At 59.2% G+C, this 21,653-nt stretch carries 30 protein-coding genes and 1 tRNA gene; 15 read left to right on the forward strand and 16 right to left on the reverse strand.

Annotated elements, in window-relative coordinates; translation table 11 throughout:
* The first annotated feature begins 40 nt into the window (after positions 1 to 40).
* Positions 41 to 583, forward strand: a complete 543-nt coding sequence (locus JRN21_02460; GenBank protein MDG6988168.1) for a cob(I)yrinic acid a,c-diamide adenosyltransferase — start codon at positions 41 to 43, stop codon at positions 581 to 583.
* On the opposite strand, the gene JRN21_02465 is transcribed toward JRN21_02460, so the two are convergent.
* The 8 genes from JRN21_02465 to JRN21_02500 form a co-directional block, all read right to left on the reverse strand.
* The gene (locus tag JRN21_02465; protein MDG6988169.1) at positions 570 to 2,030 is read right to left on the reverse strand and encodes an aldehyde dehydrogenase; all 1,461 of its coding nucleotides are present in this window, start codon (positions 2,028 to 2,030) and stop codon (positions 570 to 572) included. The genes JRN21_02460 and JRN21_02465 overlap by 14 nt on opposite strands.
* A gap of 34 nt (positions 2,031 to 2,064) precedes the next feature.
* Positions 2,065 to 3,261, reverse strand: a complete 1,197-nt coding sequence (locus JRN21_02470; protein MDG6988170.1) for a thiolase family protein — start codon at positions 3,259 to 3,261, stop codon at positions 2,065 to 2,067.
* A gap of 23 nt (positions 3,262 to 3,284) precedes the next feature.
* Positions 3,285 to 3,704, reverse strand: a complete 420-nt coding sequence (locus JRN21_02475; GenBank protein ID MDG6988171.1) for a hypothetical protein — start codon at positions 3,702 to 3,704, stop codon at positions 3,285 to 3,287.
* A complete protein-coding gene (locus tag JRN21_02480) occupies positions 3,701 to 4,189 on the reverse strand; it encodes a hypothetical protein (protein ID MDG6988172.1) in 489 nt (162 codons plus the stop codon). Before JRN21_02480 ends, JRN21_02475 begins: the two co-directional genes overlap by 4 nt.
* Positions 4,190 to 4,196: 7 nt before the next feature.
* Positions 4,197 to 5,057: an RHS repeat-associated core domain-containing protein gene (locus JRN21_02485; GenBank protein ID MDG6988173.1), complete on the reverse strand. Its 861-nt coding sequence runs from the start codon at positions 5,055 to 5,057 to the stop codon at positions 4,197 to 4,199.
* Positions 5,058 to 5,415: 358 nt separating this feature from the next.
* Entirely contained in the window at positions 5,416 to 6,267 is an 852-nt protein-coding gene (locus tag JRN21_02490) for a hypothetical protein (protein ID MDG6988174.1), read from the reverse strand.
* A 20-nt stretch (positions 6,268 to 6,287) separates the two neighbouring features.
* Positions 6,288 to 6,650, reverse strand: coding sequence for a hypothetical protein (locus JRN21_02495; GenBank protein MDG6988175.1), 363 nt, complete (start codon positions 6,648 to 6,650; stop codon positions 6,288 to 6,290).
* Between the two features lie 71 nt (positions 6,651 to 6,721).
* Entirely contained in the window at positions 6,722 to 7,102 is a 381-nt protein-coding gene (locus JRN21_02500; GenBank protein ID MDG6988176.1) for a hypothetical protein, read from the reverse strand.
* Between the two features lie 392 nt (positions 7,103 to 7,494).
* Between JRN21_02500 and JRN21_02505 the strand changes: the two genes are divergently transcribed.
* The 3 genes from JRN21_02505 to JRN21_02515 all read left to right on the forward strand — a co-directional run bounded on the left by JRN21_02505 (position 7,495) and on the right by JRN21_02515 (position 9,397).
* The gene (locus JRN21_02505) at positions 7,495 to 7,845 is read left to right on the forward strand and encodes a hypothetical protein (GenBank protein ID MDG6988177.1); all 351 of its coding nucleotides are present in this window, start codon (positions 7,495 to 7,497) and stop codon (positions 7,843 to 7,845) included.
* 5 nt (positions 7,846 to 7,850) lie between these two features.
* Positions 7,851 to 8,696, forward strand: a complete 846-nt coding sequence (locus tag JRN21_02510; GenBank protein ID MDG6988178.1) for a hypothetical protein — start codon at positions 7,851 to 7,853, stop codon at positions 8,694 to 8,696.
* 329 nt (positions 8,697 to 9,025) lie between these two features.
* Entirely contained in the window at positions 9,026 to 9,397 is a 372-nt protein-coding gene (locus JRN21_02515) for a hypothetical protein (protein MDG6988179.1), read from the forward strand.
* Positions 9,398 to 9,453: 56 nt separating this feature from the next.
* Here JRN21_02515 and JRN21_02520 read toward each other — a convergent pair whose 3' ends face one another.
* Positions 9,454 to 9,624 (reverse strand): hypothetical protein, encoded by a 171-nt coding sequence (locus JRN21_02520; protein ID MDG6988180.1) that lies wholly within the window; start codon positions 9,622 to 9,624, stop codon positions 9,454 to 9,456.
* Positions 9,617 to 10,102 (reverse strand): PIN domain-containing protein, encoded by a 486-nt coding sequence (locus tag JRN21_02525; protein MDG6988181.1) that lies wholly within the window; start codon positions 10,100 to 10,102, stop codon positions 9,617 to 9,619. The genes JRN21_02520 and JRN21_02525 overlap by 8 nt, the downstream gene beginning before the upstream one ends.
* 160 nt (positions 10,103 to 10,262) lie before the next feature.
* Between JRN21_02525 and JRN21_02530 the strand changes: the two genes are divergently transcribed.
* The 7 genes from JRN21_02530 to JRN21_02560 all read left to right on the forward strand — a co-directional run bounded on the left by JRN21_02530 (position 10,263) and on the right by JRN21_02560 (position 14,922).
* Positions 10,263 to 10,457, forward strand: coding sequence for a type IV secretion system DNA-binding domain-containing protein (locus JRN21_02530; GenBank protein MDG6988182.1), 195 nt, complete (start codon positions 10,263 to 10,265; stop codon positions 10,455 to 10,457).
* A gap of 432 nt (positions 10,458 to 10,889) precedes the next feature.
* Entirely contained in the window at positions 10,890 to 11,639 is a 750-nt protein-coding gene (locus JRN21_02535; GenBank protein MDG6988183.1) for an RHS repeat-associated core domain-containing protein, read from the forward strand.
* A gap of 10 nt (positions 11,640 to 11,649) precedes the next feature.
* Positions 11,650 to 12,171 (forward strand): hypothetical protein, encoded by a 522-nt coding sequence (locus tag JRN21_02540; protein MDG6988184.1) that lies wholly within the window; start codon positions 11,650 to 11,652, stop codon positions 12,169 to 12,171.
* On the forward strand, positions 12,168 to 12,443 hold the full coding sequence (locus JRN21_02545; GenBank protein MDG6988185.1) for a hypothetical protein: 276 nt from the start codon (positions 12,168 to 12,170) through the stop codon (positions 12,441 to 12,443). The genes JRN21_02540 and JRN21_02545 overlap by 4 nt, the downstream gene beginning before the upstream one ends.
* Positions 12,380 to 12,985, forward strand: a complete 606-nt coding sequence (locus tag JRN21_02550; GenBank protein MDG6988186.1) for a hypothetical protein — start codon at positions 12,380 to 12,382, stop codon at positions 12,983 to 12,985. The genes JRN21_02545 and JRN21_02550 overlap by 64 nt, the downstream gene beginning before the upstream one ends.
* 777 nt (positions 12,986 to 13,762) lie before the next feature.
* Positions 13,763 to 14,488, forward strand: a complete 726-nt coding sequence (locus JRN21_02555; protein MDG6988187.1) for an RHS repeat-associated core domain-containing protein — start codon at positions 13,763 to 13,765, stop codon at positions 14,486 to 14,488.
* A gap of 146 nt (positions 14,489 to 14,634) precedes the next feature.
* Complete coding sequence (locus JRN21_02560) at positions 14,635 to 14,922, forward strand: hypothetical protein (GenBank protein ID MDG6988188.1); 288 nt, start codon at positions 14,635 to 14,637, stop codon at positions 14,920 to 14,922.
* A gap of 269 nt (positions 14,923 to 15,191) precedes the next feature.
* Here JRN21_02560 and JRN21_02565 read toward each other — a convergent pair whose 3' ends face one another.
* Positions 15,192 to 15,644 carry a transposase gene (locus JRN21_02565; GenBank protein MDG6988189.1) on the reverse strand — a complete coding sequence of 151 codons (453 nt, stop codon included), beginning with the start codon at positions 15,642 to 15,644 and terminating at the stop codon, positions 15,192 to 15,194.
* 15 nt (positions 15,645 to 15,659) lie between these two features.
* Positions 15,660 to 16,082 (reverse strand): helix-turn-helix domain-containing protein, encoded by a 423-nt coding sequence (locus tag JRN21_02570; protein MDG6988190.1) that lies wholly within the window; start codon positions 16,080 to 16,082, stop codon positions 15,660 to 15,662.
* A 115-nt stretch (positions 16,083 to 16,197) separates the two neighbouring features.
* Between JRN21_02570 and JRN21_02575 the strand changes: the two genes are divergently transcribed.
* Together JRN21_02575 and JRN21_02580 are read left to right on the forward strand one after the other, a co-directional pair.
* Positions 16,198 to 16,557, forward strand: a complete 360-nt coding sequence (locus JRN21_02575) for a hypothetical protein (GenBank protein MDG6988191.1) — start codon at positions 16,198 to 16,200, stop codon at positions 16,555 to 16,557.
* A 489-nt stretch (positions 16,558 to 17,046) separates the two neighbouring features.
* Entirely contained in the window at positions 17,047 to 17,382 is a 336-nt protein-coding gene (locus JRN21_02580) for a hypothetical protein (protein ID MDG6988192.1), read from the forward strand.
* A gap of 144 nt (positions 17,383 to 17,526) precedes the next feature.
* On the opposite strand, the gene JRN21_02585 is transcribed toward JRN21_02580, so the two are convergent.
* Positions 17,527 to 18,321 (reverse strand): enoyl-CoA hydratase/isomerase family protein, encoded by a 795-nt coding sequence (locus tag JRN21_02585; protein MDG6988193.1) that lies wholly within the window; start codon positions 18,319 to 18,321, stop codon positions 17,527 to 17,529.
* Positions 18,322 to 19,098 carry an enoyl-CoA hydratase/isomerase family protein gene (locus JRN21_02590; protein ID MDG6988194.1) on the reverse strand — a complete coding sequence of 259 codons (777 nt, stop codon included), beginning with the start codon at positions 19,096 to 19,098 and terminating at the stop codon, positions 18,322 to 18,324.
* A 112-nt stretch (positions 19,099 to 19,210) separates the two neighbouring features.
* Here JRN21_02590 and JRN21_02595 point away from each other — a divergent pair, with 112 nt between their 5' ends.
* Positions 19,211 to 19,615: an acyl-CoA thioesterase gene (locus tag JRN21_02595; GenBank protein MDG6988195.1), complete on the forward strand. Its 405-nt coding sequence runs from the start codon at positions 19,211 to 19,213 to the stop codon at positions 19,613 to 19,615.
* On the opposite strand, the gene JRN21_02600 is transcribed toward JRN21_02595, so the two are convergent.
* Together JRN21_02600 and JRN21_02605 are read right to left on the reverse strand one after the other, a co-directional pair.
* Positions 19,602 to 20,492 (reverse strand): 3-hydroxyacyl-CoA dehydrogenase family protein, encoded by an 891-nt coding sequence (locus JRN21_02600; protein ID MDG6988196.1) that lies wholly within the window; start codon positions 20,490 to 20,492, stop codon positions 19,602 to 19,604. The genes JRN21_02595 and JRN21_02600 overlap by 14 nt on opposite strands.
* 132 nt (positions 20,493 to 20,624) lie before the next feature.
* Positions 20,625 to 21,464 (reverse strand): GNAT family N-acetyltransferase, encoded by an 840-nt coding sequence (locus tag JRN21_02605; GenBank protein ID MDG6988197.1) that lies wholly within the window; start codon positions 21,462 to 21,464, stop codon positions 20,625 to 20,627.
* 82 nt (positions 21,465 to 21,546) lie between these two features.
* On the opposite strand from JRN21_02605, the gene JRN21_02610 reads away from it, so the two are divergent.
* Positions 21,547 to 21,644: transfer RNA gene (locus JRN21_02610), tRNA-Ser, on the forward strand.
* Positions 21,645 to 21,653: the final 9 nt, after the last annotated feature.

The following is a 21,653-nucleotide window of genomic DNA, read 5'->3' on the forward strand; positions in this document are numbered from 1 at the left end:
GCCTGCCATCGTTAATAATTCCGGGCTCGGCGGGGCTGCGTTGTACACGCGGACAGGGGACAGGGGGGAGACGTCACTCTTCGGTTCGCGGCGGGTCCGCAAGGACGACCCCCGGGTCGAAGCCTACGGCACCGTCGACGAGCTGAACTCCATGCTCGGGGTCGTGGCCGCAGGCTCCAGGGACCCGTCACTGAGGCGGACCATGAAAGAGATCCAAGACCTCCTCTTCGTCGCAGGAGGGGACGCGGCGACGGAGCTCGACTCCTCCAGGGCGGTCCCGAGGATCACCCATGCAGACACCGTGAGGTTGGAGGACCTGACAGACGGGCTCGCAAAGAAGCTCCCGAGGCTAGCCAGCTTCGTCCTTCCAGGAGGGACCCCTACGGGGGCCATGCTCCACCTCGCCCGCTCTGTCTGCAGGAGGGCCGAGAGGAGGATGGTCGCCGCCTCTGCCGTCGAGAAGATGAACCCAGAGCTGGTCCCGTTCTTCAACAGACTCTCGTCCTTCCTCTTCAACGCCTCCCGTTGGGAGAACAGGAAGTCGGGAAAGAAGGAAGAGACTTGGAAGCCTAGGCCAGGTTGACGGAGACGTTCTTGACCCTCACGTAGCTCTGGACCGAGTCCATCCCCTGCTCCGAGGAGTTCCCGCTGCTCTTGAACCCGCCGAAGGGGGTCTGCGGGAACGTGACCGGCTCTTCGTTGACAGTGACTATCCCTGACTCCAGCTTCCCCGCGACGCTGTGGGCTCTCCTCAGGTCGTCGGTCCAGACGCCGGCCCAGAGGCCGTACTTCGAGTCGTTCGCTTTCCGCACGGCGTCGTCCTCCCCCTTGAACGTGGTGACCGCCAGGACAGGGCCGAATATCTCCTCGCGGTGGACCTTCATGTCCCGTGTGACGCCGTCCAGGATGGTCGGCCTGTAGAAGTAACCTGACCTCAGCCCGTCGTCCTCCGGGGCGGCTCCGCCAGCAGCCACCTTGGCCCCCTCCTCGATCCCCGACTCGACGTACCCTGCCACCCGCTTCCTCTGGGAGTCCGCCACAAGCGGCCCCATGGCGGTCTCCGGCCTGAGCCCGTCACCAAGCTTCATCGAGTTCGCGCCTTCGACCAGCCTCTGGAGCAGCGCGTCCTTGACTTCTTCCTCGACCAGGAGCCGCGAACCAGCCCAGCACATCTGGCCGGCGTTGGTGAATATCCCGTTGAGCACAGCTGCCGCCGCCTTCCCGGCGTCCGCGTCGGCGAAGACTATGTTCGGGTTCTTCCCGCCGAGCTCAAGTATCACACGTGAGAGGTTCTCGGCCGCGAGCCCCATCACCTTCGTCCCCGTCTCGACCGACCCGGTGAGTGCCGTGAGCCTGACGTCGGGGTGACTTATCAGCGCCCCTCCGACTTCGTCCCCTCCCCCGGTGACCACGTTCACCACCCCGTCCGGGAGCCCCGCTTCCTTGCAGAGCTCGGCGAACTTCAGCAGCGTCAGTGGTGTGAACGACGCAGGCTTCCCCACGACGGTGTTCCCCGCTGCGAGCGCCGGGGCCATGCTCCTCGCGGCCATCACCAGCGGGTAGTTCCAGGGGACCACGTGGGCCGTGACCCCAAGGGGCTCCTTCACCGTGTAGTCGAGCCTCTTCCCCGGGACCGGGATGGTGCTCCCCTGGATCTTGTCTGCGAGGCCGGCGAAATATTCGAAGTGCCTCGCAGCCATGGCCACGTCCCCCTTGGCCTGGCCCAGGGGCTTGCCGTTGTTGAGCGTCTCCAGCTTTGCGAGGTCTGCCAGCCTTTCCCTCAGGGACTGCGCGACCTTGTACAGCAGCCTCCCCCTCTTGCTCGGGTCGATCTCCCTCCACGAAGGGTCCTCGAACGCACGCCTGGCGCTGTCCACGGCAGCCCTCGCGTCTTCGGGGTCCCCCTTCGGCACGTGCCCGAGGACCCTCCCGGTGGCCGGGTTGAAGACGGGATACCTCCTCCCCGAGTGAGAGGGGACCCACGCTCCGCCGACGAACATCTCGTAGTCCGGGACCGCCTCGGTTTGCATCTCTGGCTGCGCGCCGTTTGTGTGTGATAACCCTTTACTTCACGAGCTCGAAGGCGGTGGAGATCCCCTGGCCGACCCCGATGCACATCGTGGCGAGCCCATACCTCTCCCCTCTCCGCTTCATCTCGTGCAGGAGGGTGGTGGCTATCCGCGCGCCGCTGCAACCGAGCGGGTGCCCCAGCGCTATGGCCCCGCCGTTAGGGTTGACCTTGTTCAGTTCGAACCCGGGCATCTCGGCCGTGCATGCGAGGACCTGGGCCGCGAACGCCTCGTTGAGCTCCACGACCCCGAACTCTTCGAGGCTCATCCCAAGCCGGGAGAGGAGCTTGCGGGTCGAGTGGACAGGCCCGATCCCCATGAAGCTGGGGTGGACCCCCGCGGTCGCAGACCCCAGAACCCTGGCCATCGGCTTCGCTCCGAGCGAGCTGGCCTTCTCCTCGCTCATCAGCACGAGGGCCGCGGCCCCGTCGTTGATCCCGGACGAGTTCCCCGCCGTAACCGTCCCTCCCTCGCGGAAGGCGGGCTTCAGCCTCGAGAGCTTCTCCATGGAGGTGTCGGGCCTGGGTCCCTCGTCCTCGGACACCCCCTCAGGGTTCTCCTTCGTGCTCACCGGGACCAGTTCATCTTTGAATCGCCCCGACCTGGTCGCCTCGACGGCCTTCCTGTGGCTGGCCAGGGCGAACTCGTCCTGCGCCAAACGCCCGATCTTGTACTTCTCGGCGAGGTTCTCGGCCGTCTCCCCCATGGACAGCGGCGGGTAGTCTTCGGGGAACGCCGGGTTGACGAACCGCCACCCGATAGTCGAGTCCACCAGTCCCGCGCCTCCCCTCGCGTATCCGGATTCCGGCTTGAGAGTCACCAGGGGGGCCCGCGTCATGCTCTCGACCCCTCCCGCCAGGAGCACGTCTCCCTCTCCGGCCGCTATCACCCTGGCAGCAGAGTTGACCGCCTCCAACCCTGACCCGCAGAGCCTGTTCACCGTCGCCGCGGGGACCGAGTAGGGGATCCCTGCGAGGAGGGTGGCCATCCTTGCGACGTTCCTGTTGTCCTCCCCCGCCTGGTTGGAGCACCCGAAGTAGACGTCGTCGACGGACTTCCCGTCCACCCCCGACCTCTCCAGCGCCCTCCTGAGGACGAGAGCCCCGAGGTCGTCCGGCCTCACCGACTTCAGCGACCCGGCGTACTTGCCGATGGGGGTCCTGAGAGCTTCAACGACGACGACCCCTTTCATGGTCCACGCGGACCTTCTCGGGCTTATCTCCTTTGCTGACGCGGTGGTGTATTCCACGATTTGGCTTCGTAGTCTCCGCTCCAAGAGAGAAGGAACCTTCCGCGGCTGTGCCCGCTCCCCATTCGGCGGTGGCAGCCGTAGTCAGGTCCGCCACAGGGTCCCACCACTCGTGCCCGTTCACGTCGACGATCTTCATGGGGTTGTCCCTTGCGTACATGTAGCGGTTCAGGCTCATCGGGTTCTGAAGTCGAACCGACTACCGAGTCCTCCGTGATGAACCTCCCCGTCGTCGGGTCGTAGTACCTAGCCCATATGTAATACAAACCTGTCGCCGAGTCGTATGGCTTCCCAGTGTACATGAACTCTTCGTGCCCCACCATGTCGGACTTCTCCCCGACAGGGAGGAAGATAGCAGAGAAGCGCGCGAGGAAGAGGTTGCTCATGATGGGCCTCGTGCTCGCAACTTTTGGGTCAGCCACGAATACAGGTTGGTACCAAGCCTCCTGCTCTTTGCGTTCTTCTGAATCACAAGAACTGAACTGGCACCCTTAATTTTTATCAGCAGCTGCGGCCGCAGACCAAAGGTAATGCTGGGAGGGATGGTCCGAGCCAGGCTCACTTCTTCGACGTCTCCGTAGCCTAGGGATTTGTGGCCCCCGGGCATCCAGATTTCAAAAGAATCGTCTCGAAAGACCGACCTCTTTATGACGAATGCGTGATTCAACCTGTAGACTTCCACACTGAGCCAGACCGCAATGAATAGTGTTATGACTCCGGGGATGTGGTTAGGGGTAGGACTCGGAGGAAGGAACAGACCGAAGGCGAAGACGAAGAGAATGACTGCGGCGGCCAGCGTAATCAATGTATCCGCAAGCAAAGAAACCTCGAAGACCACTGAGGGTCCAAGTTGCCTTGATTTCGCGTTCATTCACCTTCTAAGACTCGGCAAGTAGACTCTCCAGCTGACTGTAGATGGCGTCGTCTAGGGCGGGGTCCTCTTGGAGACGAAGTTCAACGTAGGTGCCCACGCTGCCCGCTAAGAGAAAACCAGCCGCTGTGGACGCACCAAAGTCGAAGAAGCCAAACACAAACTGCACAGTAGCTGCTGCGAGGGTACCTGCAGCCAACGAGTCTGGGACGCGTTCATTCATCGCATTGTTTGAGACATCATACTCTATCACCAACGGCAGCAGCGCATATGCGATTGCCGTTTGAAGAGCGCCAACAGTTCCAAGTGAACCAGCAAGAATAGGCATAAGCCAGACCGGGATTTCAAGGCCTGGCGTATTGGTATAAATCAAGAAGGTCAATAAAGTGATTATGTCTTTCTCCGTGTGGTGACTGGTTTGTGAGGGCGAGGAAGCCGTTTGCGTCGTAGTGGTGGTGGTCGTGCATTGCGGGTTTGCCGGGTCCGAACCGCAATACGGCGTACCCCCACCATCCCCTGTTGAGACGGCCATCACGTGCCCAGTCGGGTCCACGTACCTCATCGGGTTGTCTTCGGCGTAGAGGTACCTGTTCTGGGAGAGAGGGTCCGTGAGGGTCCCGTTGTAGGAGTCCTCCGTGATGAACCTCCCCGTGGTCGGGTCGTAGTACCTCGCCCCTTCGTAGTAGAGCCCCGTCGACTCGTCGAGGAGCTTCCCTGTGTACTGGAACAGCTCCTCCCCCACCATCGCGTAGTCCATCCCGTAGGGGACGTAGTTCGAGCTGAAGGAAGAGACAATTGACGCGGGCATCACAAGTCTGGTGCTCCCAAGCGCGTCTTCGTGCAGGTACCTGATGCTGAAGTTCACCATCCCCGCCAGTTGGAGTCCACCTGCATAGAAGCGTTTCGTGGTGGTGGAGCCCCCGATGGAGTTCGTCTCCTAGCGGACGTTCACCCCGACAGATGCCCGGGGGGCCGGCCGCTGGGACCGAAAGGGGAAACGGGTTGGACTCGGCAAGGAGGCAAGCCAGTGATCAGGAGGCAGGGTGAATCCCAATTCCCGAGGTACACTCGGCCGTCCAAATGAAGTTGTTCAGCAAGACCTGCCGTGGAGGAAACGAGAGGCCACGCGAGTTACCTCCTGCCGACCGAACCTCTGACCTTTAAGGGACTCGCGCGGTGGAAGAGGACCCTCGAATGGGACCACACACCGCGGAATTCTGCTCAAATCAGAGCTCCGATGGGTCTCTACCGTGATATCTGCTTTGGGCCAATCTGAGCGGAACGAGCGTGGCAACAACTGTCATGAGAACCACACCGACTGACTGGATGGGCAGAACTGGGCCCAAAAGGCCTCCGGCGGCAATCGAACCTACAGTTGTAAGATTACCGATGAACAAGCCGACAGAAGCAACCCACCTCGGGACGGGTGTCATGAACGAAGGTTTCCAGATTCCATAGACACCTGGTGCGTCCAAGAAAAGTAAGAAACCCGCTTGAGAAGTCGCGAACGAAAACGCCTGAGAAGTGGGGATTTGAAAGAGGAAATAGTTGCTAGTTAACCATAGCGCTCCCCCAAAAACTGTTAACCCCAAGAGAAGAAGAGCAGACGCCTTCCGAACTATCGAAAATGCCGACTCATCGCGTTCAGGCGTCTCTGTCGGAGTCGCCTGGCTCTCCCTCGACGCGATGAGAGCCAAGAAGCCTTCTCGTTGGGGTGCCGCTATCTTGGCTTTGTGGACCTTCCCATGAATGGAGAAGCTAACAGTTTTTCCTCTGAGCCGGAACCTATCCACCTGCGAAAGAGGGATTCTGACGGCGCCATTGCGGGCAGCCAACGCCTCTAGTGGGAGCTTGGTCAGGCGTCCACGGGCTCGGGAAGAGACGAAAGCGAGCACGAGCCAACTGCCGATTCCCGCTGCAAGACCCTCGATGAACCCTCCTAGCGTTCCTGTTGCCAGATTGACTGTAACCAACATCGTTACGAAGAGCACGAAAAAGTAGACCGGCGAGACGACCTGAACGCTGATAATCGCGTTCTCTGTAAACCAATAGCTCCTGACAAAATAGTAGTGTGCCAACAAGTGGGTAGTCGAGTCACTCAAAGCAATCCAAAGATCCCGGTCATCACCGTGCCATAGCCTTCGTCCCAAGCGGTCTCCACTCCCAAAGGTGTTGCATTCGGTCCGGCGAGTTCCAGATACGCTAATGCTGACGCATCACCCGCAGCAATCGCAGCGTCAAAGGGGATCGCACCTTCCTCAGCAAAAGCGGTAACAAGAACTCCCGCGACGGCGGTTCCGTAGAGATATGAAAGATACTTCGAATCTGCTTGCTCGCAAGTGGCCGAACCCTGACACAAAGGCAACGAAGGCGTAGTCGATGAGGGCTGCACGCAGTCCCTCACTTCTCCCTGCTGGCAGGTCCGCTCGTCGCTCGTCGTCGTTGTCGTCACGGTGGTCATGGTGGCCGTCGACGTCGGCGTGGAGACTGTGCAGTACGACCTCTGAGCAGTGTCCGGCGCCGAGCCTGGAATCAGATGGTGCCCGAGGGGCCGACGTGCCTCGGGAGGTCGTCCACCTCGTAGACCGTTGTAGGTGTCCTGGGTGACGAACCTCCCGACGGAGAGCATTTGTTGGCCGCTGTTGGGTGTGACTGTTTCTTAAGGTATCGTCGTACCCATAAGACCCAGAACAAACCTCCCAGCAATGCCACGGCTATTTCGATAATGGGTGAAGCCTGTGGGAACATGTCGGAAGACTTGACTGACTCGGCAACTATCAAAAGGACAAAAACAAGTATGACCAGCCTAATCATGAGTGGCCGGATGTCAGCAGGTTTCATCGTGATAATATCGGGCCCTTTCGTTTCCGATTTGTATGGAGTCAATTTGGGATAGCTTCGTTCCAGCTTCATTCTCTCAACTTCAAGGCAAATTGCTTATGATGTCTCCAAGCCACTGTGAGAAGATATTTAGGGGTGTAGAAGCAAAAGCCCCCTCGGACGTCGCATTCGGACCTTCAGTGGCTGTGTATACGGCTGCATCCCACGTGGAGGCAGCAAGTCCACCTGTTGTTGAAGCGAAGGCAGCCGGAACAATCGCACCGACGCCAGTCAGCGCGAGAGGCGCTGTAACCACCGAAGCGAGAGCTGACGCAACAGTCAACACTCCAAGTAGAGCGACAGCGAGGCCAGCTTGGACTTCGCCCGGGCTCGGAAGAGATACTTCTGGCGAGCCATCGAAACCCGTCCCAAGGCAATGGACGTCTCCTTCAGGGCACTGAACTTCTGTCGTCACGGTGGTCGTGGTGGCCGTCGATGTCGACGAGCGGACCTGCCGGCAGGGAGAGGTGAGGGACTGCGTGCAGCCCTCATCGACTACGCCTTCGCTGGATAGCTTGTGTCAGGATTCACTCACATGCCAGCAGGCAATCCTCATGTATGAGGGGCCACTAGGCTCCACAGGCGGCGTTGGGGTGGCTACTGTCGAGCTAGGACCCCTAGCATGGCTCAACGATGGAGCTATGGTGGTGGGGGATGCCATGGCTCTGTACTACATTCAGAGTTACGGCCCACAAGCGACACCAACCGGTGTACTACAACGGTTTGAGAGCGGATACTCGAATTTCCTCGAACCGTTCCGAGAAGACATCATGTGAGTACGATGGCCAACCCGCTACAGGCGCACTATTCTTTCACAACGAGCTACTGGTTCACAGAAGACGAAATACTCTGGATTCGAGTCGTCCCTGTAGCCTATTTCTTTGTGATTGCCGGGGTCATCGCGGTCTTCTTCTTCGTTTTCACCGGCTCCTTTGGTGGGCTGGAGGCAGGCGCTGTCAGCTGGGCAATCCTCACGCTAGTGTCGAAGCGATCCCGCAGGGGGCTTGCCGGAGCCTCGGTGGATGCCTTAGCTGACGAGCGGGGGCTGCACAGAATCCTTCTCTCAGATGTCGGTCAGATGACGCTCAAAGGAAGGGAGGTGCGATTCTTGTTCGGCGGGAAGCGCTACAGAGCCAGCATGAGCGAAGCTGACCGGAGTCAATTCGAGGCTCTCCTCTCCATGCACGCTAAACAGTTAGCCCTGACCACTGTAGTAGCCCCGAAGCCCGAGGCCGTCGCACGACGCTCCAAGAACCTCACTTGGATTATAGCCGTGGCCCTCTATGGTATCTTAATGGGTTGGCTTGGGTTGGTCGCGTTTTCGTTTGGAGCGTTCACCGGGCCTGCAGGGCTTTGGTTCGGGGGCTCCGACCTGGCTGTTGCCTCGTTCTTCAACGCGGTCATCTTCATCGGCGCAGTTAAGCCAGTCTTGATGTCCCCGCTACCACGCTGGTTTGCGTTTGTGGCGCTTGCGTTCCTCAACCTGTCAACCGTGTTTGATCTGGTGGGGGGGTCATACTTCTTTGCCTTTGATTTGGCACTCAAGACGTTAGGAATCCTGCTTCCGGCTGCCATCCTTGGCCGGGTGGCGTATCATCGCCTAGCGGACGACCTTGGCGTGGAATAAGCAAGGCCAATCTATCGCCTGGCGGCGATGTTCCTAACTATATTCTCAGCCGTGTGGGACACGGACGCCTAAAGGGGCAGTTCTCCTTGCCTTCTCTGCACTAGTGAGCCGTCACTTGCACCAATATCGGCAGGGACTCGTACCCGGAAGTCGATAAACCCGGGGGCCACACCACCTCAGGTGTAGGCCTATCACGCGCTCCTCTATTGCTTCCCCTGACCTGACCTTCTTACGGCCGGCCTGGCCTCCTCAGTTTCAGTAGGCGCTGACCGGGCTGCTTGGCATCGACTGCCCTAGCCATCTAGGGCGCGTTCACCCAATATTCGCCGGTGGTCTCGAAGGGCGGCGTCGAAGGGTCAGAGGAATCGGAAGGCCGGGGGGCGGCGAAGGTCCTGAGGCTGACCGAGGTTCCGCTGATCAAGGAGCCCCTCAAGGAGAAGGAGGCTGAAAGGCTGTCCCTCATCTCCTCGCCGACGGTGAGAAGCCTCGGAGTAGCTTTTACGCCGGGGAAGACTGATTTCCTCATCTCATCGCACTCGATGCCCGACCTGAACAGGTACCTGGCCCTCCTGAAGTCGGTGTACGGCGAGTTGAGCGTGGTCGGCGACCAGTCGAAGCCAGCCTTCCTGAGGGAGATTCCGAGGATCGTAGGGTTACCCACTGCGATTCGCAACGACGCGCCATCTCCATCGTTAGGCTGACAATATCTCAGGAATTCCGTGTCTGGAACGTTCTGTTCGCGCGCGATTGAGGATAGTCAGCGCTTGGCCGCGCGAATTCTCGCCATCTTGGCGAGGCCGGTGTAGACCTGGCCAGCGGCTTTCAGGTACTCCCTCCGTTCTACGGGTTCCATCTCCTTCATCTCCTTGGAAAGCTCGGAGCGTACTTTCTCCAGGTCGCGCCGGGTCACGTCGTTTCGCTTAGCCAAGCCCCAGATACCTCTCGACTTCGGTCGGGTCCCAGACTATTAAGCTTGCAAGGCCAGCAGAGGAATTCACCTTGTTGATCTTCATTGCGACCTTTCCATTGAAGTGCCCTCTGTCCCACGAGGCAAGGCAGTCGCACCTCAGCAGCGTCGCAGAGGCATAGTGCATCAGGTCGATGAACCTTCCAACTCCCAGAATCCTGTGAGAAAGGTACTGGTCCACAAGATTCCAAAGCCAGTCATCCAGATTCTCTACCGCTTCGATCTCGTGCTCTTCGACGGTCCTTGCGAGCCGCGAAGCCGCCTCGCTGCCGCGCATCTCCGCTGCCTTCGCCGCTTCGAGGAAGAAGGGAGGGCCGATGGCCGTCGGGATGCTCCGGTTCCTGAGATGACGCAGGAACCGGACAGACTCGGAGTGGAACTCGTCCTGATCATCCGCCGTCGCGATTACCACCGAGGTGTCGACGTACACCTTCGTCAAACGTATCGACCAGAGGTCATCTCACAGCTTATCTCGGCAGCCGCACTTGAGCGCTCATGTCGTAGTAGAGAATCGGGGAGAGAGCAGGTCGTACCGATGCGGCGCCAAATCAGCGCTCAGCCCTGTTAAATCCCGACCTGCCTTCTCCGACTGATTCCGATTGGGCCAGACCCTCGACAGCGACGACACGAAGTTCCACATGCTCGTCACCGGCGGGACCGGGAGCGGCAAGACCAACGCCGTCCTGCACATGCTCAAGCTCCTCTTCAGCAAGAAGGAGGAAGGGAAGCCGCATTTCTTAGAATCTGGGGTCCGAGCAAGACGAGGAGACTTGTTGAAATTGGCGATGCTGTAGATTTGATGCAAAGCAATCATCAACTATTACCCGAATTCGCAAGCAAGCTGTATCTGGGCGGAGAAAACGCCATGGGCGGAACTTATTTTTGCCAAGCATGCGGGATGGCAACATGTTCTATTACAGCCTAGGAGGCATCTTGGATTTCATCACCTACCCTCCAGGCTACAGAAAAGAAGATGTTGTCGGGTGTGCGAAAAGGCATTCCTTCGGAGATACGCTCAAAAGTATCGGGTAAGATTCTGGGTCATCCTCCATATACGTGGTGCCCCTACGAGGAGAGTAGTGATATTCTTACCAAGCTAGAAGCCGAATCACCAAAGCTGCAAGTCGTTCTTGACTGCCCTCCAGTTGTTGCTTGGCGGATCAACGAGCTTCCAATGGTCAATTCCTCATCGAAAGGAATGCTGCGCTCACGACGTCCCCTACGGGATGGACTACGCGATGGTGGGGGAGGAGCTGTTCCAGTACACAGGGAAGCTCCTCGACGAGTCGACGGGGCTCTACTACGAAGGGGCGAGGTACTACGACCCGACGACGGGGAGGTTCATCACGGAGGACTCCTACAACGGGACCCTCACGGACCCTCTCTCCCAGAACAGGTACCTCTACGCCGAAGACAACCCGATGAGGTACGTGGACCCGACTGGGCACGTGATCGTGGCAGTCGGGAGCGGCGGCGGAGCAACCACTCAGCCAGAGGATTTCATGACCTGGTTGGCGAACAGTGGATTCTTCAATGACCCTGTGCACCAGACTCAGTTGGCGTTTGTGGTCGTTGACGCGGCGGCGCTCACTCTTCAGGCGTCCGATATTGAGTTATTCAGGGATGGTATCGCTAATGCGGCGATAAGAGTCCTGTTTTCGGGAGGTAAGCTTTCATACTCCGCCCAACAGCTAGTGGGTGATATCTACAACAACAACCTTCCTGGTGTTCTCGCCGCTGGATATGGGGTCGCAGGGAATGCCATCCACATTTTTGTTAACGGTCTCACCATCTGGGATAGGCTCGCTTTTGTCGCTGCCGTCGGATTGAACTGGGGCGGGGACGTAATTACTGAAGGAGATCTGGACTTCGCGGGCAACGCGCTCACGGGATCCGCTCTAGCCCTAGACGCGGGTATTTTGGCGTACGAGATGGCATCCGCTTATGATCAGTATCTCTCATCGTACAGCTCCTGAGTGATGTGGCTTGGACGGCTCCTTCACCGCGCTCGGGTATGAGGACATCTCTCCCACCAACCCCCTATATTTCGTCCCAGCCGCAGGGATCCTGCAACTCCTCATACTGCTCGTGATAAGTACTGAAGGCGGGCCCGATTTCCTGTTTACGAACATCCCGCTCATCGGCGACCCGTTTCCAATCTCCTTCTTGGCGTTCCTAATCTCCACTGTTTTTGAGGCAGTGGTAGTCAGGCATCGCAGGAAACCTCCATCCACGCTGAATATCTCTTATTACGACCGAAGGCGGACGGGAGGCCAACTTGCTCTCTCATATTCGATACCCGGTGGTAAGACCCGAACTTCCATCGCCGTACGGAAGGTGAAATGGTATCCGACCAAGCCACTAACTCGGGTGGCTCATACCGTCGAGGGAAGAGTAAATGGCACAACGTCATCCATGATGGTGCTTTTCAAGAAACCAAGAATCTTCCTCTTGTTGGGCTTCTCAAGCGCCGAAGAGATGAACGAGGTCTACGAGTTGCTCAGATGAGCTCCTTCGGACCTCTGACTTCGAAGGTGGTCAAATCCAAGGCACATTATCTCCGTCAGGACACTCCGGAGAGCAAGAAGCTCGTCGCGAGCGCCTCGCCCGTCACTCCTTTCAGCTTCGGATACCTCCCCTTCCGAGTGAAGTATCAGACGGCAGGGCACGAGGAGTCCAGGTACAAGGGGAAGCCGCGCGACAAGACGACAGGTTTGTGTTGCATGGGGCGAGGGACTACGACCCGACCACGGGGAGGTTCATCACTGAAGACTCGGTAGTCGGCTCCACAAGCGACCCGATGAGCCTGAACCGCTATATGTACGCCTGGGACAACCCCATGAAGATCGTCGATATGAACGGGCATGAGTGGTGGGACCCTGTGGCGGACCTGACGACCGCCGCATCCGATGTGGTTGGTGCAGCAACCGACGTGGCGAAGGCGGCGTCGAACGCGTGGAACAGCCTTCCGCCCGCTACATCGAATGCTGTTAGCTCGGTAATCAACACAGCTTCCACGGTTGGAAACACGGTTTCTATGGTCGTCCGGTCGACAGGGAGTTGCGTTCAGTCGACTATCTCCCAAGCGTCTCAGAGCATCTCTTCGAGCCTTGGCAGTCTGTCCGAAGCCGTTGCGGGGACACTGACCACTGTGCGGTCATCGCGCATCATCGGACAGATAGGGAAGGCCGTGTTATCGTGCTTAGCGGGCGCCTGCGGGGCCACCGCGGTCGCGGCAGCAGCAGGAATAGTTGCTGCTTCTACAGGTGCCCTAGTCGGGGGGCGGTCGCCGCTGGAACGGGGGCGGCCGCATTTACTGTAGGAGCTTTTGTCGCCGTTGGCTTGCTTTCAATTGGAGCAGGATTCGCACTCGGCTACACAATCAAGAATGGCGTCAGCTCAACTCCACAAGGTGCCTGGAAAGCATTTGGAGCTGGAGTTACAATTATCCAACACCCAGAGGATCCGATCGAGACGCCTTCATACTGGCCATCGTCTCTTCCACCGCTCCCGGGGCCACTTTCCTTCTGGTAATTTCAATGGACCAAGACAGACATGGTAGGCACGGCGGAGACTCGCTTTTCAAATATTCGCTCATTCCATTGCTAGTTGTCTGCCTCTTCTTACTGGCAGTCTTCTTTCCAATCTTGATAGGGACCGTCTTCTTCACCCCCAATCTTGTTGCGGGTTTGTTCTATTTTGTGTTGGACTTCTTGCTTGCCGGGTCGGCTTTGCGATTTTATTCCTATGACGTCCATCAAGCAAGTTTCTTCGACGACTACTTCATTGTTCGAGGCAGAGGCCCGAGGAGGAAGTTTCGGTACGAACAAGTTGCAAAGGTCGAGAAAGTTACCGTGGCTCCCATCTTGACAAACCGCACCCAAGTTCGCATCAATCTGCTAGACGAAGCTCCAATCTTGATTCCGGGGAATCTCCGTAACAGAAAATTGAAAGCTGATTTGTATTCTTGGCTGTCTGGCCGAGTCCAGAGACGCGCTCCATAGACGGCTAGCCCTACCAGGCTTGGACCCGGGTGGGCAATATGCACGCGAAGAGTACGACCATTTTTGCGAAATACTTCTATGCAGGAGGCATCCAGGTGGCGCAGATGGTGAACTACACCACATACTACCTCCACCAGGATGCTTTAGGAAGCACCAGACTTGTGATGCCCGCGTCAATTGTCTCTTCCTTCAGCTCGAACTACGTCCCCTACGGGATGGACTACGCGATGGTGGGGGAGGAGCTGTTCCAGTACACAGGGAAGCTCCTCGACGAGTCGACGGGGCTCTACTACGAAGGGGCGAGGTACTACGACCCGACCACGGGGAGGTTCATCACGGAGGACTCCTACAACGGGACCCTCACGGACCCTCTCTCCCAGAACAGGTACCTCTACGCCGAAGACAACCCGATGAGGTACGTGGACCCGACTGGGCACGTGATCGCGATACTCGGAGGAGGAGGGTCCGACCTGCTGTCGCCGTCCCAGATTTTGGACCTGCTCTCTTCCGCCGCGTCCAAGGCCATCCAAGCGATACAGCAGGTGATAGGTTCCCTGGCGAGCCCGTTCGGGTTCTCGTCGACGTCGATGGCCACCACGACCACCGTGACGACAGAAGTTCAGTGCCCTGAAGGAGACGTCCATTGCCTTGGGATTAATGGCTACCCTTCTACACCTCTTCCGAGCCTGGGCCAGGTTAATTGGAATTGGAACGCTGCGCTTTCCTTGTTGGTGCTTGTCGGAGGAGCTATGGTGACGACAGGGGCCATTTTGACGGGTAATGCGCCGGCGGCACTTGGTACTGCTGATGGCGATTACTAGGTACTAGATTACCTAACCGGGACCCCGAATCCAAACCCTGGGGTTGCTATGGAGAAATGGGAGTATGGTGCTCTAGGAGGACTTGTTGGAGGATACCTTCTTACGTTCATGTAGCGGTAGTCCACATGAGATTCGATGGCACAATCGTGATTAAGAACGAGGGCTCTTCGGGCGGGTTAATCGTTGGATCAATTCTCTGCCGGGTCATAGTGATTACCATCTTGGTTGACGTCATTGCACTTGTCGTGGTTTTCTTCGCGGCGGGCATGGCGCCGGAGCTGGCAAATGCGGCGGAAGGAGCTGCTATTGGAGCCACAATCTATACCATTACAGCTCGGAGAAGAGCTACAATCAAAGGAGTGGTAGGCTGTGCGGTCTTGAGTTCGGTAATATTGGGAAGCTATCCACTGTTGTTCTCGTCCAAGATTCCATAGGAAAGCGGGCGTGGTAGAAATGAAAGGGTCTTGTATTGCCAAGATGAAACCTTTCCAATTCCGGCCAATCACGGTAAGGTTGATTATGCTTGTTCTTGCCCTTTCGCTAGCCGCCGAATCAAGCATGATGACATATTCAAGCATGTTCAGCCATTGTCGAAATATCTGCAGCCTAGTTGGGAGGTTTTCTCTGGGTCCTATGGTAACGACAACATTAACTGTAGAGTATCACGATTGTTGTCCGCTTTTGTTAGCAGCATCCTTGTCCGCTAACGTCGCCTCCCTTTGTTGAAGAGTCTCTTGTCGTCGTAGACCTCTGCGGGCGTCCTCCACCCTAGGGCCTGGCTCTTCCTCCACTGGTTGTATCTCCTGTCGAACTTCCTCAGTTCTCTCTTGAAGTGGGTCAGGGAGGAGAACCTGACCTGCGATATCAGCTCGCCCCACAGGACCTTGTGGTGGCTCTCGATCTTGCCTCTGCCTCTCGAATAGTACGGCTTGCCGAAGATCGGTCTGATGTGGTGCCTGGCCAGCTCCGCCTTGAACACCTTCGCGACGAACTGCTTCCCATTGTCAAGGTACATCTCCCTCGGTGTCCTTCCCCTGCGGAGCGCGCGGTTCAGGGCGTCTATCGACTCATTGGCGCTCTTGTGGAGGTACGCTCCCGGCCCCACCCTATAGCGCGACCTGGCGTCCGTGAACCCTGTCACGTAGACCTTCCCCACGCCCGCTATGCGGAACTAGAAGGTGTCGCCCTGCCACATCGGGCCCACGTGGTACCTCTGGAAGCGCTTCAAGGGCTGGGGCTTCGGCTTGACCCTGACGAGCATCCCGTGGCGCTTGATGACCCTATGGACCGTCATCCAGTGGCAGGGCAGGTCGTGCTGGAACTTGATGCGCCGGGCTCCCCATGGGGGGCGCTTCTGCTTGAGCTTCAGGATTCTGTCTTCCAGGCTCTTGGAAAGGGAGTTGCCCGGGTGTCGTGGACCGGGCCTCCCTGGCATGAGCTTCTCCATTCCACCACTCTCGTAGGCTCTGATCCACCTCCTCAGGGTCCTCTCCGTTATCCCGTAGACCGAGCAGATGTCCTCCTGCTGTCTGACATCCTCTTTGTACAAGAGGACCGCTCTCATTCGTACCTCTATGGCGGAGTCTCTCCCCATGCACGGGGTCGAGGCATCGCTTGGTGTAAGCGGACAACAATCCTGTTACGCTAACCGGACAACATTGCTGTTACTCTACAATTAACAAACGGTTACACTCTGCCGCGGCCAGCAAATGACATCCGTCAGGAGGTTCATCACTGAAGACTCCTACAACAGGACCCACACGGACCCTCTCTCCCAGAACAGGTACGTCTACGCCGAAGACAACCCGATGAGGTACGTCGACCCGATGGGGCACGTGATCGTGGCAGTCGGGAGCGGGGGCGGGACCACGAGTACACAGACGACTCCTACCCCCATGGATGAAGCCGATTGGATTCCCAAGGTCTATATCCCAAGTCACTTGGTGCAGCTAGCAACAACAGTGGTTGGCGGAATCACACTGGTTTGGGACCCCGCCCTGGGGAGCTATATGGGATATACCTCACTGAGGCTGCGGTCGATGTGTTGGCCCAAGGCATGTTGGCGGTAGCCGATGTTGGCTTCTCAGGTGACATAGCCACCGACAACATCTCCGGAGCTGCCACAATCCTCGTCGGATACTCGTCGGACATTTTAGGAACCTTCTGGAACGGCCTCAACTTCCTGCAAAAGGCCGAAATCGTCGCCGAAGGTGCTGGCTATTATGGCTTGGATGCCCTGACGGGGGGGAACTCTGTCGGAAGCCGCGTTAGCCGCCGGCGCTACCGCGCTTGGCTGGGGTCTCGGAACTTATTTCGCCGAGGCAAACAATGCTTATCAGATGTACGCGGTGAGTTGCGAGTGGGGGGGTACCTGCTAGGTTTTGGGCATGAAGACAGGGAGGTTCGACGCAGTCGGTTACGAAACGCCACCTGCCAGTATCACTCTCTTTCTGACGCTAGTCGGCACCCTACAGATTTTTCCGGTGCTGGCCCTCTCGGAATTTAGTGGAACATATCTCTGGCTATACACCAAGCTGGTTTTTCCTTCATGTCTGATATTGATTCTTTCACTTCTGATTGCTGCCTACATCAACAGGAGACTGACGAGGGAGAACTCGATCGGAGCCTATTCAGTCGATTTCGCTGACAACGGAAGAGGGGAGCTCGAGTTGTCCTACGCCAACACTCGCGGGGTGAGGAGGGAACACTTGGTGCCCAAATCTGTGACGATTAACCGGGTGCTTTGGCGAACGAATTGGAAGGGCGGACAGCCTGTGGATGGCGTAGTCGCTGCACTTGGAATCAAGTTCAAACATCGCAGAGGCAGACTGCACTTGGGCTTTCCTACCGAGCAGGTGATGCGCGATGTGTACGAGATTCTACGACAGAGTTGAAGTCTGTTACCTGCATGGAGGATTGCGGCGCAGGTCCTGAGATCCTTATGCTGGCAGGTACATCGAAGCGGGGTAGGACGGCCGGAAGCCCATCCACGACCACGACCGGTCATGGATTCTTGCGACGCAGCATGGCGTGCTAGGCTATTCTCCGGTGAAGTGGGGGTCCCGCTTGTCGAAGAACGCCCTGACCCCCTCTACATGGTCCCGGGTCCTCCCCGCGATGTCCTGGAGGTACATCTCGTACTCCAGGGCCGAGTCCATGTCCACCACCACAGCCCTGTTCATCGCCCTCTTCGTCAGCCCCATAGCCTTCGTGGGTCCCTTCGCCAGCCGCTCGGCTATCTTCGCCGTCTCGCGTCTGAACGCGTCTTCGGGGAAGACCCAGTTTACCAGCCCGAGGCTCATCGCCTTCGCCGCGTCTATCGGCTCTCCCAGGAGCCCCACTTCCATGGCCTTCCCGATCCCCAGGATGCGGGGGAGCCAGAAGCTCGTCCCGGAGTCCGGGGCCAGCCCGACCTTGATGAACGCCTCGTGGAAGGTCGCCTTCTCCGAGGCCGCCCTGAGGTCGCAGGCCAGGGCGAGCCCCAGTCCGGCGCCCGCCGTGGTGCCGTTGACCGCCGCCAGCACGGGCTTCTCCATCCTCCGAATCCTCCCGACGATGGGGTTGTACTTCAGCTTCAGCACCTCGCCGAGGAGCGCCGGCTTGCCGCTGTCGTAGGCCGCCCTGTTGGTGTTCAGATCCTCGCCGACCGAGAACGCCTTCCCTTCCCCCGTCAGCACGAGGCACCGGATTTCAGGGGACTTCTCCCCCTCCTTCAGCGCCTCCAGAAGGTCGGCCCCCATCTGCTCGTTGAACGCGTTGAGCTTCTCAGGGCGGTTCAGGGTCACCCAGAGGACCCCGGACGCCGCCTCGACCTTCACCGTCTCGTAGCCCATCTACTTCCCCCTGAACTCCGGCTTCCGCTTGTCCATGAAGGCGTGCATCCCCTCCTTGGCGTCCTCTGACGCGAACAGCATGTAGAACAGCTCCCTCTCGAAGTCGAGCCCGTCGGAGAGCCCCATCTCGAAGGCTTTGTTGACCGCCATCTTGGCCAGCTTGACAGCTACCGGAGACTTCGTCGCTATCTCCGCCGCCACCTTCTTGGCCTCCGCTACGCACGCCTCTTTGGGCACCACCCGGCTGACCAGCCCCAGCGTCTTCGCCTCCTCTGCCCCGATCCTCCTGTCCGAGAGGATCATCTCCATGGCCTTCGACTTCCCCACGGCCCTCGTCAGCCTCTGGGTCCCGCCCCCTCCGGGGATGACCCCGATGTTGATCTCTGGCTGCCCCAGCTGGGCCGTGTCGGCCGCGACGAGTATGTCGAGGCTCATGGCAAGCTCCAGCCCCCCTCCCAGGGCGAACCCCGTGATGGCCCCCACGAGCGGCTTGGGGTAGTGCCCCACCTTGTCCCAGAGCGGGAAGAAGTGCTCCCCCATGACCATCTGCACCGCGGTCATGTCTGCCATCTCCTTGATGTCGGCGCCCGCCGAGAACGCCCTGTCGTTCCCCGCGATGACCACGCTCCTTACGCCGTCGTCCTTCTCGAACGCCCCCAGGGCGGAGATGAGCTCTGACACCATCTTCGTGCTGAGCGCGTTCAGGGCCTGGGGCCTGTTGAGCGTGATTGTCGCCACCTGGCCTTCCTTCGAAACGGCGATCGTCTCGTAGTCCATGTCGCTTCAGCGCCCGGGGCGGCGCTAAAAACCCTCCCCGACGCACCCCCTCCAGTCGGGCGGCGGCGGACTCCTGGGGAGATTAAAAGCGGAATCCCTCCCCAGGGGGGCGTTGGCACGATGGCACGAGCAGAGGCTCCGGGTCCGCTACGAAGAGACGGACACCATGGGGGTCGTTTACTACGCGAAGTACATGGTCTGGATGGAGGTCGGGAGGGTCGGCCTCCTCAGAGACCTCGGCTTCGGATACCGGGAATGGGTCAGGCGCGGCCTGGAGTTCCCCGTGGTGCAGGCTCACGCGGACTACAAGTCCCCCGCACGCTTTGACGACGAGATACTCGTCAAGACCCGCATCGCGTCCATAGGGTCGAGCAGCATCCGCTTCGAGAACGAGATCTACAAGCTCCCGGAAGAGGCTCTCCTCGCCACCGGTCACACCGTCCACGTGCTGACCGACAAGATAGGGGAGAAGGTCCCCTTCTCGCCGGAACTCAGGGCCCTGCTCACTTCGTCTTAGTGGATCCCGGGGAGCCCCACTCGTAGAACCCCTTCCCGCTCTTCCTCCCAAGCAGCCCCGCCCTGACCATCTGTTTCAGGAGCGGGCTTGGCCTGTACTTGGAGTCTTCGAACTCGCCGGTGAAGACCTGGGCGATGTTTAGCGTGGTGTCCAGCCCGACATAGTCGAGCAGTTGCAGGGGCCCCATCGGCCAGTTCAGCCCGAGCCTGACCGCTTTGTCTATGTCCTCGGGGTCCGCCACCCCTTCCTGGACCAGGAAGACCGCTTCGTTGAGGGCGGGGACCAGTATCCTGTTCACTATGAACCCCGGCGAGTCGACCTTGCACAGGACCGTCTCCTTTCCAAGCTTCGACGACGTCTCTCTCACCTTCTTCACGGTCTCGTCCGAGGTCTTCTTCCCCCTGATGATCTCTACCAGCGGCATGAGCTGGGGCGGGTTGAAGAAGTGCATCCCGCAGACCTTCTCGGGCCTCTTGGTCGCCGAGCCGAGGAGGGTGATGCTGATGGACGAAGTGTTCGACGCTAGGATGGTGTCGGGCCCTGCGACCTCTGCCAGCCTCCGGTAGAGCTCCAGCTTGAGCTTCGGGTCCTCGGTCGCCGCTTCTATCACCAGCTGGCTCCCCTTCACCGCCTCGGAAAGGTCGAGGGTCGGCGAGATCCGCTTCAGGGTCTCTTCGCCCTGCTCCTTCGTCAGCTTCCCCTTCTCGACGAACTTTCCGACCGAGTCGGAGATCATCTTCATCCCGCGGTCGAGGAACCCCTTATCCACGTCCAGAATGGACACGTCATATCCTCCCGTCTGCGACGCCACCTGGGCGATACCGTGCCCCATCAGCCCGGCTCCCAGAACCGTCACCTTTCCTGCGCCAGATACCATGGCCTGGATTCCTTCGTCGGCCGTCTTAATCTTTGGGTTTGCGGCCGCGGGCCCACCCTGTCCATCAGACACGGCCCCGCCTCCGTCTGCGGAGACAGGACCCAGGGTCGGTCGACCGCGGCAAGAGGAGCGCTAGCCCTTTGCGGAGCGCTCGAACAGGATGTGGGAGAGGATTCTGCCGAACCCAGACTCTCTAAGGGCATGTATGATGGGTGACCCCTGCGGGACAAGGGCCCTGCGCTCGGCTGTTCCAGCCCCGCCAAGCAAGGTCCTGGCCAGGCGGGCGGCGTCGTCAGGGGTCCCGCCCAGGAAGCCGACCTCCCGCCACGACCCCTCGCCTTCGCCGCCGGACCGCATCACCGCCACCGCTCCACCATGCCACCAGACGGCGCCTTCGTCGACCAGCGACTTGACCACGTCTGGTTTGAGCGACGCCGCGCCCCAGTTGTGCCAGAACACGCCCCGACCCATCACGAACTCAGGCGACCCCTGGAGCATGCCAAGGGCTCTCACTGCCTCATGAGGCGGGACCCGCTCTCCCCATGTCCCCTTCCTCATCCCGTTCCGGGGCTCGTAGACGCTGAACCTCGCGACCTCGTCGAACTTTATCCTGGCGATCTGCCTGTGAGCGGTCTTGTTGCGCGAGCCGCTGGTCAGCCTGAAGACCTCGGCTCCTCTTTCCCTCGCAACTCGCATTGAGTTCTCACCGAGCATCGAGGCCAGCCCTCTCCCTCGGTAGTCGGGGTGGACCCTCACCCCTTCAAGCCAGGCGGACCCGTCCTCCTGGAACCTCAGCCTGTTCATCCCCACGGGGACTCCGTCTACCTCCACCACGAACATCCTGTTCCTCGGGTCCTTGAGCCAGTCGTCCCACACGCTCGGGATGTAGTCGTGCCCTCCCCAGACGTTCCTGATGAAGCTCATCAGCGGTTCCCTGTCAGAGGCCCGTGCGGGACGGACGACCGCGTCCATGGCGCTGCATCGCCGGGCTTCGGCTTATGAACCCGCACCTTTGCTAAAGGATAAGAAGCAAGCCAAGGGCATGCCCTTCCGGGCCGGGTTGGCAGAGTGGTTATTGCGCGGGCCTTGAGACCGTCGCAAGCGAGCCCGTGACCGTCATCGGTCGCGTAGGTCCGAATCCTACACCCGGCGCCTGCTGTC

It is taken from the genome of Nitrososphaerota archaeon, from assembly GCA_029785825.1.
Taxonomy (GTDB): Archaea; Thermoproteota; Nitrososphaeria; order Nitrososphaerales; family Gagatemarchaeaceae; genus UBA183.